A 13,950-nucleotide genomic window follows, 5' to 3' on the forward strand; every position below is an offset into this window, starting at 1 on the left:
GGGCCCGTCATGAGGTCGCGGGCGGAACCGGGGGACGGTCGTCCCCACCGACCTGGCGGATCCGGCTGGAGCGCCGGGCCCGCGCACGCAACCGGGCTTCCCCGGCTGCCCCGGGAGGGTGGCCGGCTTCCTCATCTGAAGGGCCGCGGGCGTTCCCGCCGATCTGCTCGACCTGGCTGTGGTCATCGGCCCGCGCGCGCAGCCACACCCGCCGCCCCCCGCCCGGAGGCGCGGTGGCCAGTCCGTAGACCGCCACCGCCACACCGACCACCGCGACCAGCGCACCGATCACGCTGGCCAGCTTGTCGGCCTCCTCCAGCCCGACCACCGCGAAGTACCCGCCCAACCCGGCCACGGCCGCCACCGTCACCACCGCGCCGACCCCTACCAGCGCCCCGCGTCCACCCGTCATCCCCCCATCCTGAAACCCCCGCCCCCGCCCGCGCCACCCCACGGCACGACCCGGTCTGGCCACCGTCACCGCAGGTAGATCACCGCTCAGCAGGAGGGCCAGCGCCCACGGAGCGATGCACGCGGCGAAGCCGATGACCAGCCGGGAGGTCGCCCGACCTTCCGCTGGACGCCTGCCCCGGATCACTCGACACGAGATCAATGCTCTGCGGCAATAAAAGGAAACGGAGAGACTGAAGATGAGTTCGTGGTGGTCTCCTTCCCCACCGGCCGAGCAGGTGGCGGAGGCACTGGGCCGTCTGTGGACCGTCCCCGTCGCCGTCGTGTCTGGATTTGACTGCGAAGATGAACACGACGCTGCGGGTGTTCAGTGGTAGGCGGCCAGGGCGGCGAAGTACAGACCGAGTGCGGTGGCGGCCGCGCCACCGCCGGTGAGGGCCGCGTGGGCGGTGCCGGTGCCGGTGCGGCGGGCGGTGAGGGCTGCGGCGGTGGCCAGGTGCAGGGCGACCGACAGGGCAAGCAGCAGGGACAGGATCTGGACCGGGTTCATGGGGTGCTTCCTCTCGTGCGGTGCCCGACCCATTTCGGGGGGTGGGCCGCTGATGGGGATGAGGTTCGCCGTCCGGTGGGGTGTCCTGCAGCGGTCAGATAGCAGGTTGGACACCTTGCTCGATAGCGGCCGGTGACAGGCTTGGGGCGGCGCTGGACGGCGGGCGCGTCGGGCGGGTGTCCGCACGGTGAGCGGACAGCGCCGGTGTGTGGACGACCCTGCCTGGTCGGAGCCGGCACAGGTAAGAGGGGTGTGGGATGGCGGCTGCGGATCGGGAGTCGGGCCTGAAGGAGCTGCTGGGCGAGCTGGCGGCATTCCGCGCGGTCACCTTGGAAGGGGAGCCGTCGGACCGGGCCCTGGCCAAGGCCGCCGGGGTCAGCCCGACCACCGTCGGGACGTGGCTGCGCGGCGCCGCCTTCCCCCAGCAGATCGACCCGCTGGTCACGATCGTGGAAGCGGTCCGGGCCCAGGCCCACCGAGCCGGGCAGGCCGAAGTCGGCGCGAGGGCCGGGCTGTGGGATCTTCAGCGGTGGCGCGAGGCTCATTTCGCTGAGGCTCAGCGGCGCGCGGGGGCCACCGGCCAGGCCGTGCAAGGGGCGCAGGCGCGGGCGGTGCTGGAGGGGGCGCGGCCGGGCACGCCGCTGGAGCAGGTGCTGGATCCGTTCGCGGTGGAGGTGCACCGGCCGATCACCGTGAACGGTGCCAGCGGCGGGCTGCTGCTTCCTCCCTATGTGCGGCGCGAGCACGACGACCGGCTGGGACGGGCCACCGAGCAGGTCCTGGACGGTGCCAGCGCGATGGCGGTGCTGGTGGCCGGGTCGTCGGCGGGCAAGACCCGCGCCTTGTGGGAGGGTCTGGGAGCGCTGCGGCGGGCGGGTGGGTGGCGGTTGTGGCACCCCTATGACCCGACCCGGCCCGAGGCGGCGCTGCGGGAGCTGGACCGGGTCGGGCCGCGCACCGTGGTGTGGTTGAACGAGACCCAGGACTACCTGGGCGGCGAGGCCGGTGAGCGGGTCGCGGCCAAGCTGCGCGCCCTGCTGACCGATGCCTCCCGGGGGCCGGTGCTGGTGCTGGGCACCCTGTGGCCCGAGCACCACGCCGCGCTCACCGGGCGTCCCGGGTCGCAGGTCCGGCACCTGCTGGACGGCGCGGTCATCGAGGTGCCCGAGACCTTCACGGGTATCGACCTGGCCGCTCTGCGGCAGGCCGCCGACACCGACCTGCGGCTGGCCGAGGCGATCGAGGAGGCTGAAGACGGGCATGTGACCCAGTACCTGGCGGGTGGGCCGGAGCTGCTGGACCGGCTCGCCACCGCCGACCCGGCGGCCAAGGCGCTGATGTGGGCGGCGATGGACGCCCGCCGCCTGGGCCACCGCACCGCCCTGCCCCTGCCCATGCTGGAACAGGCCGCCCTGGCCTACCTCACCGACCTGCAGCACGATCGGCTGGGCGAGGACTGGCTGGAACAGGCGCTGGCCTACACCTCCCGGGCCTGCAAAGGCGCCCGGGGACCGCTCACCCGGATCCGCGCTTCCTCCTCGCGCGCCGATCCTTCCCGTCGCGGCCGCGGGCCCGGCCGCGGGCGCGGGCGCCCTCCGGCCCCGGCCGGGGACCACGGTGAGGTACCGGTGTACCGGCTGGCCGACTACCTCGACCAGCATGCTCGCGACACCCGCGCCGACCAGATCCCACCCATCGGCTTCTGGGTCGCCGCAGCCGCCCACGCCCACCCCGACGACCAGCACACGCTCGGGCACGCCGCCTGGGACCGCGGCCTGTACCGCGACGCCGCCCAACTCCTCAAGAACGCCACCACCCACGGCAGCCCATGGCCGGCACGCACACTCATCGACCACCTGAACACCCTGCACCCGACCGACCACCGCCCAGCCCACCAGGCCGCCACGCACGCCACCACGCACATCACCCTCGACGACCCGGGCGACCTCGCCTTCCTGCTCGGTCACTTGCGGGATATCGGGGCACACGAGCAGGTGGCCGCACTGCTGGCCCGCGACCCCGCCGCGCATGTCACCCTCGACGAGCCGGGCGACCTCGCCGAGTTGCTGGACCAGTTTCGAGAAGTGGGGGCGGACGAGCAGGTGGCCGCGCTGCTGGCCCGCGACCCCGCCGCACACATCCCCCTCGACCACCCGGGCGCCCTGGCGCGCCTACTGGCAGCGCTGCGGGAGGTGGGAGCGGACGAGCAGGTGGCCACGCTGCTGGCCCGCGACCCCGCCGCACACATCGACTTCGGCAACCCGAACACCGTCGCCTACTTACTGGACCTGTTGCGGAAGATGGGGGTGGAGGATCAAGTGGCTGTGCTGGCCGACCTGGCCGCCGCACACGTCGCCTTCGACGCCCCCTACGGCCTCGCTCGCCTGCTGCGCCAGTGGTGGAAACAGGGGGCGGAGGAGCAGGTGGCCGCGCTGCTGGCCCGCGACCCCGCCGCGCACATCCCCCTCGACGACCCGAGCAACCTCGCCATCCTGTTGGGCCAGTTGCAGGAGATGGGGATGAAGGACCAGGTGGCTGCGCTGGCCGACCGGGTCGCCGCGCACGTCCCCCTCCACGACCTGGGCGCGATCGCCGAACTGCTGGGCCGGCTGCGCGAGGTCGGGGCGGACGAGCAGGTGGACGCCCTGGCCGACCGTGTCGCCGCGCACGTCTCCCTCCACGACCCAGGCGCCGTCGCCAACCTGCTGGGCCGGCTGCGCGAGGTCGGAGCGGACGAGCAGGCGGCCGTGCTGCTGGCGCGCCGTCCTGCCGCGCACGTCACCCTCGACGACCCCTACGCCGTCGCCAACCTGCTGAGCCGGTTGTGGAGAGTAGGGGTGGACGGGCAGGCGGCCGCGTTAGTAGCTCGCGCCCCCGCCGCGCACGTCGTCCTCGACGACCCCTACGCCGTCGCCAACCTGCTGGGCCGGCTGCGGGAGGTCGGGGCGGACGAGCAGGTGGACGCCCTGGCCGACCGTGTCGCCGCGCACGTCTCCCTCCACGACCCAGGCGCGATCGCCAACCTGCTGGGCCGGCTGCGCGAGGTCGGGGCACACGAGCAGGCGGCCGCGTTAGTTGCTCGCAACCCCGCCGCGCACGCCACCCCCGACAACCAGAACGCTGTCGCCGCGCTGCTGGGCCGGTTGCGAGAAGTCGGGGCACATGAGCAGGTGGCCACGCTGACCGACCGGGTCGCCGCGCACGTCGCGCACGCCTTCAAAGACCCGTACGCGATCGCCGACCTACTGGGCCGGTGGCGGCTACCTAAGGTGAACGAAAAGGCGGCCGCGCTGCTGGCCAGTGACCCCGCCGCGCACCTCCGGCTCCGCGACCCGGACACCGTCGCCGCCGTGCTGGACCGGTTGCGGAAGGTGGGGGCACACGAGCAGGTGGCCGCGCTGCTGGCCCGCGACCCCGCCGCGCACGTCACCCTTACTACCCCGGTCGCCGTCGCCGACCTGCTGGATCGGTTGTTAGAGGTCGGGGCGGACGAGCAGGCGGCCGCACTGGCCGCCCGGTTACCTACCGCAGGCATGTTCGCTCAGTTCCAGCGGGTTGCTGATCACCATGTGCGGTACCGGTTCGGGCGGGACCCAGACGGGCGTCCCGCCGAGGAATGGGGTTGGGATGACCTGGAGTGACACGGCCCCGAGCACCGAGCACAGCCGGGGCGCACAACATCCGGATGTTGCGGATGCGACTTGCGACCGGCGGTGATCGTGACCAGGTGGCCCGGATGGCGGGGGCTCGGTGCGCCTGGCTGGAGGAGCACGGACTGGAGAGCTGGCGGGACGCGGTCGAGGACCTGGTCGAGGAGTGCGACAACCCGGCCGGGGATGTGTGGGTGCTGGACTGCAAGGAGCAGGGTGTGGTCGGGCGGATGCTCGTGCAGGACGTCGGTCCGCCGTGGGGCTGGACCGACGCCGAGCGCACCCAACCGACCGCTCACCGCGCCCGGCTACTGGGGAAGGGAGCCGGGCACGGTGATGGCCTGGTGGGCGGTCGATCGCGCCGCCCGATTGGGGGTGCCGTGGGTGCGGCGGCACTGTCACTTCGAGGGCGTCGCCCGCTACAGGTTCACGCTGGTGCGGACCGAGCAGCGCACCAACGCGCGGATGTTCATTCTGGCGCGGCGGGCCGAACGCCTGGGCCTGTCGGACTGGCTCGCGGGACAGGTCAGCTCAGGAACGCCCGCACCGCCTGATCGAGCGTGATCACCTCGACAGGGTCCAGGAGTTTCTCCTCGATCAGCGGTGAGCGCTGCTCCAGGAGGCGGCGCAGCAGCGGCAGGCCGGGGACGTGCAGGGACTCCTCGACCAACTCGGCGAAGCTTTCGCGGACGGCCGGGTCGCAGGCGTCGCGGCTGAGCCCGGGCTATCGAGTCGGCCCGTGAGCGACACAGCGTCGATCCGGTAGTCGACGCCTGCGTCGCGCGCGCCGGAGGCGTCCTTGATGAGCAGCCCGGTCAGCCCGATGCCCATGCCGACCACGGACATCACAGGCGCGGCAGGGCGGCGCCACCGCTTGCCCTCCTTGACCGCGCACGTCGTCCCCAGCCAGGCGATGACGCCGAACGCTCCGATGGCCGACGACAGGACCAGATGGGTGATGACGGCCGAATCGACACGCGTCTGGCTGTACGCGGGATAACCGGCCCGAGTGTGATCGGCCAGCAGATGGGCGGTGGCATGGTCGAGGTAGGGGGTGATCGTCGCGATGAGGGTGGGCCAAGGCCCGTGTACATCGCTGTGATGGCCGATCGCTCACCAGGTGTCTTCGTCATCGCAGTGCTTCCTTTCGCCTCATACGGTGAGGGAGGCGCGGAGGGACCCGACGCGCTCATCGGGCACGCGAACCGCCAGGGCGGCCCTTTGGGATTCGCGTGCCCGGGACGGGTCGTGTGAGCCGGGCGGCGAGTTCGCGGACCTGCTCGGGGCGGGGGTTGGCGCCGGTCAGCACCGTCACCGGCCGATCGCCGGGGACCAGGCCATCGGCGATCGCTGCCAGGCCCGCCGCCCCCGCCGGCTCCAGGAGGATCCCGAGCGTGCGGGCCGCCAGTTCCATGGCGGCGGCGATGGCCTCGTCGGTCACCAGGACGATCTCGTCCACCAAGGCGCGGGCCCGTCGCACCGAAGCATCCAACGGGGTGCGCACCGCGATGCCGTCGGCGAAGGTGCGGGCGCGTTCGACGCGGACCGCGCGGCCGGCGCGCAGGCTGTTCCGCATCGAGGGGGCGCCCTCGGCGTTGACCCCCACGATCCGGGTGCTGGGCGCGTGCTCCTTCATCCAGCGCGCCACGCCGTTGATCAGCGCGCCGTCGCCGACCGGGAGCACGACGGCGTCGAAGCCCGGACCACGCGCGCCGCCTGGCGCGCCGCGGGTCAACTCGACTCCGATCGTTCCGGCACCCTCGGCGATCGCCGCCTGGAGACCGTCCCGAAGATGGACGCAGCCCGGATGGCGTTCGGCGTGGAGGGCCGCGGCCTTCCGTGCCGACGTGCCGTCCGGCCCGGCCGCAACGACCTGGGCGCCGAAGGTCTCCATCCGCTGCCGCTTGTCGGGATTGATCGTCTCGGGCACGAACACCTCGACCGGCATCCCGCGGGCCCGTCCCGCGTAGGCGACGGCCTGCCCGAAGTTGCCCGAACTGGCGCACACCACCGGAGTGCCAGGGGCGAGCGTGCTCAGCATCAGATCGGCGCCCCGGCCCTTGAAGCTGCGAACCGGATTGGCCGTCTCCAGCTTCACCGTCACCGTGCGGCCGTCCAGCGCCTGGCACAGCTGCTCATCGAGGTACTGCGGGGTGTTGAGGAACACCGGATCGATCACCTGCACGGCCTTTTCGATCCGCGCCACGTCCAGATCCATGCGCGTCGCCTTTCCTGGGGCTTCGGGACCCGGCCGACGTTAATCGAACACCCAATCGAAGCGATGGCAAATTTTCGCGCCGGAACGCAATAATGTTGCATGCCCGAACCGCCGTCACCACGCCTGGACGAGATCGACGCGCAACTCCTGGACCTCCTCCAGCGCGACGCCGGAGGCACCCTGCGCGACCTCGGCGAACGGGTCGGGCTCTCACCGAGCGCCGTCCAGCGGCGCATCGCCCGCTACCGCAAGGACGGCCTCATCACCAGGCAGATCGCCGTCCTCGACCCACACCGCTTCGGCCCCACCGTCCTGGCCACGGTCCTGCTGACCCTGAAAGAGGAATCATTCGAACACCACCGCGCCTTCGCCGAACGGATGCGCGCGAACCCGCAGGTCCAGCAGTGCTACCAGGTTGCGGGACCGTGGGACTACGTGGTCGTCCTGGCCGCGCGGAGCATGCGCGACTGCAGCCGCCTCGGGAACCGCCTGTTCAAAGCGGACGACAACATCAGGCGCTACGAAACCCTGCTCGTCTTCGACACCATCAAGACCGGCCTGGCCCTCCCGCTGCCCGCGTCACAGCCCCGTCGAGCACAAGACGGGCGCCCATAAGACGGGACTCCCCCGACGACGACCGCTGTTCAGTGGTGGGCGGCCAAGCACAGGCCCAGTGCGGCGGAACGTCGAGATCGCGGTATTGCTCCTGGCATCAATGCCGACAGGGGTGGTTCAGTCCCACCAGAAATGCCAGGCGTTGAGGCCGATGAGACGCTCGGCATAGGAGGCGAGTGTGGCGGGGCTGTTGTTCTGCTGGATGTTGTCCGGACAGAACGCGAAATGCTCGGCGGCGATGCGGAGCGCTTCTTGGTGTGTCGAGGGTGGAGCCGAGACGCTCAGATACAGGTCGGCGAAGCCGGCACCGACGACCCGGGCGCCGAAGCGATCCTCCCAGCCACGGACCACCGAGGCGATCTCTGCGGTGTCATTGGTGTGGTTCAGCGGTCCGCTCCACCCCACCGAGACCAGCGCGTCGGATCCCCGCCGCGCGGCGGCAAGTCCAAGCCGTAGGGACGAGAGCCGCCCGGTCAGCTGTTGCGCATACTTGATGGCGAACGAGCCCGGCTCTCCCTGTGAGGTCGTGTTCGGTGCCAGGCCAGGCCACCGCCGGCCGTAGGGCGCGGTCACAGCGCCCCGTTCCCCACCAGGCAACTCCTCATCATCCTGGTCGGTCTCGGCGTAGGCCTGCCACCATGCCTCCAGCACATCGTTGGGATCATGATCTTCCGGAGAGGTGAACTGCTCAGGGAAGAGCTCACCCGACGCCCAGGGGCGAAATTCATTGCCACGGGCGAGCGGCGCCAAGAGCAGCGGCCACAGCCCCGTTCGACCGCGGAGCCGGTAGAGGGCCGTCCACAATTCGGCCGCGGGCGCGGTCGAGGACAGCCAAAGACTCACCTCCCCCTCACCCTCATCGGCCTTGATCAAGCGGCCGGGCGGCAACACGGCCTCCAGATCCACGCCCTCAATGGCCTGGCCGGACAACAGCGCCAACTCCGACCCGACCGAATTCCCGGCATTCACCCGCCACACCATAGATCACCATCGCGCGCAGCTCACTGGTCCACGTGACCGTCCTGTGGAACGCGAGCCGAGTTCAGCCCCCATGAGCGTTCTTGCCGCCACCAGCAGATCCGGCCCAACCGGTGGCGGGCGGCTGGCGACGAGGGTCACGACGGCGGCTGTGGCTCGTGCGGCGACCACGACAGCACCCGGAGCCGAGGGCGGTGAGGGCGTCGCCCGGATCCGACACCGAACAGGCCAGCGCCGTCCACCAATGCGCCACAGGCGGACGGCGCTGGTCCCCCAGCCCAGTCGCGACCACCACGCCGCGGCCTGACACTGAGCGCTATTGAGTGTCCACACCCCGCATCCCGCGAGGTTCACCCTGGCCGGACTCCCTCCACCGCAACCGAGCCCATGCTTCGGGGCGGCCAGAACGTCTAGATCTTGCGCGCAGGGGTCCGCTGGCCCTTTCCGGAACCGCTCCCTCCGCGCGATGGCGAGCCGTAAAACGGCCGACATGCCGATCACCACCCCGCCAGGCGACCTCGATGAAGCAACGACCACCTGGGACGGTGCCGAGCCCGGCGCGCCCGCGCCCAGGGTGAGGGTGGTGTCCCTGCGCGACACCGACACCGAACGGCTGGTGCTGACCGACGTGGACCTGAGCCGACGTCGGTTCGCCACCGACCTGCGCGACACCCGGCAGGTACTGGCCGAGGAGCACCACTGGCGGGCGGCCAAGCCGCGATCGCAAGCCTGTCGGGCCAGGCGGGCCGCTCGGTAGAGGGCCGCGCCGGAGGGGGCGGCCGTGGTGGACGGCGCGCGGCTGGAGGTGCTGTATCGGAAGCTGCGCAGAGCACTGGAGGATTCCAAGAACGAGCCGGGCGCGGCCGACTTCTACTACGGCGAGATGCAGATGCGCCGCCACAGCGGACGCGACGGCCGCGGGTTCGCCGAGCGGGCACTGGTGTGGACCTACTGGCTGGTGGCGGACTACGGCCTGCGGGCCTGGCGCGCGATCGCCACCCTGGCCATGCTCGTCGCGCTGGTCGCCGTCGCGGTGAAGTACGCCGGGTTCCCCGGCAAACCGGTCCCCTACATCGACGCGCTGCTCTACAGCCTCGGCTCGCCCTTCCTCATCAACGCCAAGACCACCGCCGTGCCCGACACCATCACCCGCTGGGGCGAGGTATTCCGCATCATCTTGCGCATCGCCGTCCCGCTCCTGCTCGGCCTGGCGGGCCTGGCCATCCGCAACCGCCTCAAACGCTGACCACCTGCGCCCTTCGCGACCAGGCCAGCAGCACCGCCGGACGGCCTGATCTACACCGTGGCTCCACGGGTGGAGCGCGCCAGAGCCTCAGGCCACGCGTGTCGCAAGCGGACGGTCGGTATGCGTGTTGGCTGCTGTCGTGGGCACAGTGCAAGACCTCGCGGATGCCGCAGGTGACGTGGACCCGGCCATAGGGGCGCGGGACGCATGCCCAGCGGCGCCGTCGCCGATGCCGACTTCTGGTTGCTTCTCGACTCGGTCGAGGTTGCCCCGGGCGGTCTCGGCGAGGTCCTTGTCGACCTCCACCGTGACGACTTTGTCGTCGCCGACCTGCCAGGCCAGCATCGCGGCCATCCACCCGCTCCCGGTCCCGATCTTCGGCTCCCGCCTCTTCGACGGATGGGAGGTGCTGGAGCCGGGCGTGGTGTCCTGGTCGGAGTCCGTCGCGGTCAGCGCTTGCGCGCGATGCGCCGCCCGGCCACAACGGCGGCGCCCACGACCGCCACCACCGGCGCTGCCCGCAGGAACCGCCTCAGCGTAAGGAGCTTCGCGAGCCCGACCGCCCTGCCCGGCAGCGCGGCGACCTCGCCGCCGACCTGGGCCACGCCCTTGGCGGCGCCGCTCGCGCCCTTGCTCACGCCCTGACCCGCCGCTTCGCTCGCGTCCGTACCCGTGCGGGCGGCCTTCGTGGTTCCGGTGGCGGCCTTGCGCCCGGCGTTCGCCACGGCGGTCTTGGGGGTCGCGTCCGGCACCTCGGGGGGTTTCATGTCGCTCCTTTCATGGATTCGTGAATTGCGGTTTACCCGGCTCGGCGTGGGCAAACATGCCGCGGCCGCTCGACGGCTACGATCGGAGAGGATGGAACTGAGACCGGCGGTTCTACGAAACCAAAGGTTGGCCGGACCTACAGCGGGTCGATGCCGCACTAAAGGCTGTCCCGTAACGCCAGACCTTCGAGATCGTTGATCTTGGTGTGGAGCGGGTGATCAAGACCGATCGGGACGAGTGGGTGCCGGTGTTCACCGGCCTGCCGGTGCGGCAGTTCCGCCGCCTGGTACGGATCGTCGCAGGTCGCGGCTGTGAGCAGACCGGCACCGGACGGCGCTGGAGTCTGCCGCCGGCCGACCGGGTGCTGCTGATCGCGGTGTACTACCGCACCAACCTCACGCTGCGGCAGGTCGCACTGCTGTTCGGGGTGTCTGAGTCCGCCGCGCACCGCGTCGTGGATCACCTGGCGCCGCTGCTCGCACTGGCCCCGGTCGCCCGCCGGCACAGTCCGGTACACGGTGCTGATCGTGGACGGGACGCTGGTTCCCGTCCACGACCGGACGGTCAGCGCCTCCTCCAAGAACTACCGGTACTCGGTGAACATGCAGGTGGTCATCGACGCAGGCACCCGGCTTGCGGTCGCGGTCGGACGTCCGGTGCCGGGCAATCACAACGACTGCACCGCCTTCCGCGATTCAGGTGCCGATACCGCGTGCCGGGGCACGCACGTGATGGCCGACGGCGGCTACCAGGGAAACCGGCAGGTCATCATGCCCTACCGGCGGCCCCGCGACGGCAGCGAACTGCCCGCCTGGCAGCACGAATTCAACACCGTCCACAAACGGGTGCGCGCCCGCGTCGAGCACGTCTTCGCGCGCATGAAGTGGTGGAATATCCTGCGCAACTGCCGCCGCAAACGCGACGGCGTCCACCACGCCATCCACGGAATCGCCCTCATGCATAACCTGGCGATAGCCGGCTGACCGGCCCGGAGGACGCCAGCTCACCGGCAGCACGCCTGGCCGCGCCTCTCGACCATTACGGGACAGCCTTTAGGTCCTGGCCGGTGGATCCTTGGTGTTTGGCGGAGGCTGATCTGCGTCCTGGGTTGTGATGGTGGGCGCGTGTTTTGCACGGTCTCCCGTTTTCCCTGTTCTTGGTGGCCACCCGGTCCAACGGACAGTCCCCGTCCCCCGAACCCGCACCGCAGCCTTCCGCCAGCTCGTCCTCCAAGCCCCCGCACCCGTCGTCGCCCATGCCCTCGGTTACAGCCCCGCCACCACCGCACCGCCGACCGCCGCCACGGACGCCAGGTGATCTACACACGGACGGTCAAAGGAAATATCCTCCGCGGGCCACCGGCCATAGAAGGCAGAGCGTCCCAGCAGCCGTCTCCCCGCCACCCCCAGCAGCGGAATGATCACCCCGGCCGACTGCCCCCGGCTCAGATGACGTAGTGGCCGCCGCGATGTCCGGCGAGCTGGCGACGGTCAACGGACGTGGGAGTAAGGCGCGGTGGTTGCAGCGGTGTCGATCACGAAAGCTCAACCTAAAGGTTGACTATCGGCTGGCCTGCGCCCTATGTTCAACCTTATGGTTGAGCATTCCGCTGGGATGGACACGGTCTTCGGCGCGCTCGCGCACCCAGCGCGCCGCGCGATGCTCGACCAGCTCGCCGCCCGGGAGCGCACCGTCAGCGAGCTCGCGGCGCCGCTGTCGATGTCGCTGGCGGCGGCCTCTAAGCACGTCAAGGTCCTCGAACGGGCCGGGCTGGTCCGCCGGACCGTTGTCGGGCGCACCCACTGGTGTCGTCTGGACCCCGGGCCGCTGGCGAGCGCCCTCGCCTGGCTGCGGGTCTACGAGCAGTACTGGAACGAGCGGCTCGATGCCCTAGAGGAGCTGTTCACCCCATCGAATCGCGATCAGGAGGAGACATGACAACCCCCACCGGCACGGCGGTCCGCATCGAGCGCACGATCCCCGCGCCGCCTGCGCAGGTCTACCGCGCGTGGCTCGACCCGGAGGTTCTCCGACGTTGGTTCGCGCCGTCGGGCTGGGAGGCGGTGCGCGTCGAGGTGGACGAGCGCGTCGGCGGGCACCTGCGCGCCTGGCACCTCGACCCGCAAGAAAACCTCGACCCGCAAGAACAGGCAGGCGGCCCCGAATGCCGCATCGTCGAGCTGGTGCCCGACGAGCGCATTGTGCTCGACTGGTGGTTCGTCGGCCCGACCCGGGAGATCGAGCGCGACCAGGCCTCCCGGCTGACCGTGACCCTGCGCGCGGTCGGCGACGGCACGCACCTGACGCTGGTACATGATCGGCTCGACGGACTCGCCGCCGCGCTGCCTGAGGTCGCCCGCAACGTCGAGGCCGGCTGGACCGGCACGCTCGGTCGCCTCGCCACGACGATGGCCGCGCGGGCGAGGTTGTCACCCGAGTAGATCGCCGAGGTTTGTGAACCAACCGGCCGACTGACCCGACCCCGATAGCCCCGCCACCGAGACCGGCGTTCGCTCCGCCCTCATGCCCAGGCCGGGCGCCGATCATCAAGATGACCGATATGACCCGCTGGGAGATGACCCTGATGCGCAAGCTCACCGTCTCGACGATCGCGTCCCTTGACGGTTACGTCGAGGGACCGGGCAAAGACGTCACGGCGCTGCCGTTTGACGATGGCTTCAGCGCCTACAACGTGCAGCGGCTGCGGGCGGCGGGCATCTTGCTGTCCGGACGGAGGTCTTTCGAGGATTTCCGCGACTACTGGCCCGCCGTCGCGGACGACGAGACGCAGGGTGCGACCGAGCGCGAGATCTCCCGCCTCAACAACGCGATCGAGAAGGTCGTCATCTCCGACACGTTGACCGCCGCGGAGACCGCTCCCTGGGAGGACACCACGCGCATCGTCCGGCGAGACGACGCCGCCGAGGCGGTTCGTGCGCTGAAAGCGCAAGACGGTGGCGACATCTTCGTCGCCGGCAGCCGCACCACGTGGAACGCGCTGCTGGTCGAGGGCCTGGTCGACGAGCTGCACGTCATGGTCGGGCCTGCCCTGCTCGGCGCGGGCACGCCCCTCATCGGTGACCCTGGCCCGGTCCCGCTGCAGCTACTCGAAGCCCGGCTGCTGCCCAACTCCCAACTCGTGCTCCTGCGGTACGCACCGCACCCCGACTGAACGACCTTCGGAGCCGGGTTCTGCCGGACCTCGCCGACCACGGGTCCTGCAGCCCGTGGCGGGCCGATCCCCAGTGTCCCTGGACGGGCGTGATCGACGTGGCGCATCGGTGTTCTGCCGGGGTGCTGACCGGTGGCGGTCCGGACAGCTTGCGCCCGCAGAGCTCAGGCGCGGGCCAGCACCCGCTAGAGGACGTCCCAGGACGTCCCGACACCACCTCGGCCGCCGTCCTCCTCGCCGTCATGCGCGAGCCGGTGAACGGCGGCGAACTGCCGCGCCGCGTCGAGGCCGGCGTGGTCGCCGATGCTGGCTGACAACGGTCAGCGAGGGCGGGAAGGGCAT

The 13,950-nt window shown here is 70.9% G+C and carries 15 protein-coding genes and 1 pseudogene; 9 read left to right on the plus strand and 7 right to left on the minus strand.

What is annotated here, in order from left to right:
- Window positions 1-7: 7 nt before the first annotated feature.
- Together KLI87_RS31130 and KLI87_RS31135 are read right to left on the minus strand one after the other, a co-directional pair.
- A complete protein-coding gene (locus KLI87_RS31130; protein ID WP_214619905.1) occupies window positions 8-412 on the minus strand; it encodes a hypothetical protein in 405 nt (134 codons plus the stop codon).
- A gap of 366 nt (window positions 413-778) precedes the next feature.
- The gene (locus tag KLI87_RS31135) at window positions 779-961 is read right to left on the minus strand and encodes a hypothetical protein (RefSeq protein WP_214619906.1); all 183 of its coding nucleotides are present in this window, start codon (window positions 959-961) and stop codon (window positions 779-781) included.
- A 257-nt stretch (window positions 962-1,218) separates the two neighbouring features.
- Here KLI87_RS31135 and KLI87_RS31140 point away from each other — a divergent pair, with 257 nt between their 5' ends.
- Complete coding sequence (locus KLI87_RS31140) at window positions 1,219-4,602, plus strand: hypothetical protein (protein WP_214619907.1); 3,384 nt, start codon at window positions 1,219-1,221, stop codon at window positions 4,600-4,602.
- A 535-nt stretch (window positions 4,603-5,137) separates the two neighbouring features.
- On the opposite strand, the gene KLI87_RS31145 is transcribed toward KLI87_RS31140, so the two are convergent.
- Together KLI87_RS31145 and KLI87_RS31150 are read right to left on the minus strand one after the other, a co-directional pair.
- Window positions 5,138-5,281: a hypothetical protein gene (locus KLI87_RS31145; RefSeq protein WP_214619908.1), complete on the minus strand. Its 144-nt coding sequence runs from the start codon at window positions 5,279-5,281 to the stop codon at window positions 5,138-5,140.
- 519 nt (window positions 5,282-5,800) lie between these two features.
- Window positions 5,801-6,829, minus strand: a complete 1,029-nt coding sequence (locus KLI87_RS31150; RefSeq protein ID WP_214619909.1) for a threonine/serine dehydratase — start codon at window positions 6,827-6,829, stop codon at window positions 5,801-5,803.
- A 99-nt stretch (window positions 6,830-6,928) separates the two neighbouring features.
- Between KLI87_RS31150 and KLI87_RS31155 the strand changes: the two genes are divergently transcribed.
- Window positions 6,929-7,444 carry an Lrp/AsnC family transcriptional regulator gene (locus KLI87_RS31155; RefSeq protein ID WP_214619910.1) on the plus strand — a complete coding sequence of 172 codons (516 nt, stop codon included), beginning with the start codon at window positions 6,929-6,931 and terminating at the stop codon, window positions 7,442-7,444.
- Between the two features lie 117 nt (window positions 7,445-7,561).
- Here the strand turns inward: KLI87_RS31155 and KLI87_RS31160 are convergent, their stop codons facing one another.
- A complete protein-coding gene (locus tag KLI87_RS31160) occupies window positions 7,562-8,413 on the minus strand; it encodes a DUF4253 domain-containing protein (protein ID WP_308166331.1) in 852 nt (283 codons plus the stop codon).
- 499 nt (window positions 8,414-8,912) lie between these two features.
- On the opposite strand from KLI87_RS31160, the gene KLI87_RS31165 reads away from it, so the two are divergent.
- Together KLI87_RS31165 and KLI87_RS31170 are read left to right on the plus strand one after the other, a co-directional pair.
- The gene (locus KLI87_RS31165) at window positions 8,913-9,179 is read left to right on the plus strand and encodes a hypothetical protein (protein WP_214619912.1); all 267 of its coding nucleotides are present in this window, start codon (window positions 8,913-8,915) and stop codon (window positions 9,177-9,179) included.
- 24 nt (window positions 9,180-9,203) lie between these two features.
- Window positions 9,204-9,668: a hypothetical protein gene (locus tag KLI87_RS31170; RefSeq protein ID WP_214619913.1), complete on the plus strand. Its 465-nt coding sequence runs from the start codon at window positions 9,204-9,206 to the stop codon at window positions 9,666-9,668.
- Window positions 9,669-9,755: 87 nt separating this feature from the next.
- Here KLI87_RS31170 and KLI87_RS31175 read toward each other — a convergent pair whose 3' ends face one another.
- Window positions 9,756-10,121 (minus strand): hypothetical protein, encoded by a 366-nt coding sequence (locus tag KLI87_RS31175; protein ID WP_284734248.1) that lies wholly within the window; start codon window positions 10,119-10,121, stop codon window positions 9,756-9,758.
- On the minus strand, window positions 10,118-10,435 hold the full coding sequence (locus tag KLI87_RS31180; RefSeq protein ID WP_214619915.1) for a hypothetical protein: 318 nt from the start codon (window positions 10,433-10,435) through the stop codon (window positions 10,118-10,120). Before KLI87_RS31180 ends, KLI87_RS31175 begins: the two co-directional genes overlap by 4 nt.
- 206 nt (window positions 10,436-10,641) lie before the next feature.
- Between KLI87_RS31180 and KLI87_RS31185 the strand changes: the two are divergent.
- The 5 genes and pseudogenes from KLI87_RS31185 (at window position 10,642) to KLI87_RS31205 (ending at window position 13,922) form a co-directional block, all read left to right on the plus strand.
- A pseudogene (locus KLI87_RS31185) lies at window positions 10,642-11,419 on the plus strand (transposase).
- A 610-nt stretch (window positions 11,420-12,029) separates the two neighbouring features.
- Window positions 12,030-12,374 (plus strand): helix-turn-helix transcriptional regulator, encoded by a 345-nt coding sequence (locus KLI87_RS31190; protein WP_173390868.1) that lies wholly within the window; start codon window positions 12,030-12,032, stop codon window positions 12,372-12,374.
- Window positions 12,371-12,877, plus strand: a complete 507-nt coding sequence (locus KLI87_RS31195; RefSeq protein ID WP_214619916.1) for an SRPBCC domain-containing protein — start codon at window positions 12,371-12,373, stop codon at window positions 12,875-12,877. The genes KLI87_RS31190 and KLI87_RS31195 overlap by 4 nt, the downstream gene beginning before the upstream one ends.
- A 110-nt stretch (window positions 12,878-12,987) precedes the next feature.
- Entirely contained in the window at window positions 12,988-13,608 is a 621-nt protein-coding gene (locus KLI87_RS31200) for a dihydrofolate reductase family protein (protein WP_250904426.1), read from the plus strand.
- Window positions 13,609-13,697: 89 nt separating this feature from the next.
- A complete protein-coding gene (locus tag KLI87_RS31205) occupies window positions 13,698-13,922 on the plus strand; it encodes a hypothetical protein (protein WP_214619917.1) in 225 nt (74 codons plus the stop codon).
- Window positions 13,923-13,950: the final 28 nt, after the last annotated feature.

This window comes from Actinomadura sp. NEAU-AAG7 (genome assembly GCF_018603865.1).
GTDB classification, from domain to species: Bacteria; Actinomycetota; Actinomycetes; order Streptosporangiales; family Streptosporangiaceae; genus Spirillospora; species Spirillospora litoris.

Excerpts from the sequence above, each read along its gene's own strand:
- KLI87_RS31140 (WP_214619907.1), top strand. The coding sequence starts at position 1,219 with ATGGCGGCTGCGGATCGGGAGTCGGGCCTGAAGGAGCTGCTGGGCGAG.
- KLI87_RS31165 (WP_214619912.1), top strand. The coding sequence starts at position 8,913 with ATGCCGATCACCACCCCGCCAGGCGACCTCGATGAAGCAACGACCACC.
- KLI87_RS31195 (WP_214619916.1), top strand. The coding sequence starts at position 12,371 with ATGACAACCCCCACCGGCACGGCGGTCCGCATCGAGCGCACGATCCCC.
- KLI87_RS31135 (WP_214619906.1), bottom strand. The coding sequence starts at position 961 with ATGAACCCGGTCCAGATCCTGTCCCTGCTGCTTGCCCTGTCGGTCGCC.
- KLI87_RS31130 (WP_214619905.1), bottom strand. The coding sequence starts at position 412 with ATGACGGGTGGACGCGGGGCGCTGGTAGGGGTCGGCGCGGTGGTGACG.
- KLI87_RS31155 (WP_214619910.1), top strand. The coding sequence starts at position 6,929 with ATGCCCGAACCGCCGTCACCACGCCTGGACGAGATCGACGCGCAACTC.
- KLI87_RS31150 (WP_214619909.1), bottom strand. The coding sequence starts at position 6,829 with ATGGATCTGGACGTGGCGCGGATCGAAAAGGCCGTGCAGGTGATCGAT.
- KLI87_RS31180 (WP_214619915.1), bottom strand. The coding sequence starts at position 10,435 with ATGAAACCCCCCGAGGTGCCGGACGCGACCCCCAAGACCGCCGTGGCG.
- KLI87_RS31200 (WP_250904426.1), top strand. The coding sequence starts at position 12,988 with ATGACCGATATGACCCGCTGGGAGATGACCCTGATGCGCAAGCTCACC.
- KLI87_RS31190 (WP_173390868.1), top strand. The coding sequence starts at position 12,030 with ATGGTTGAGCATTCCGCTGGGATGGACACGGTCTTCGGCGCGCTCGCG.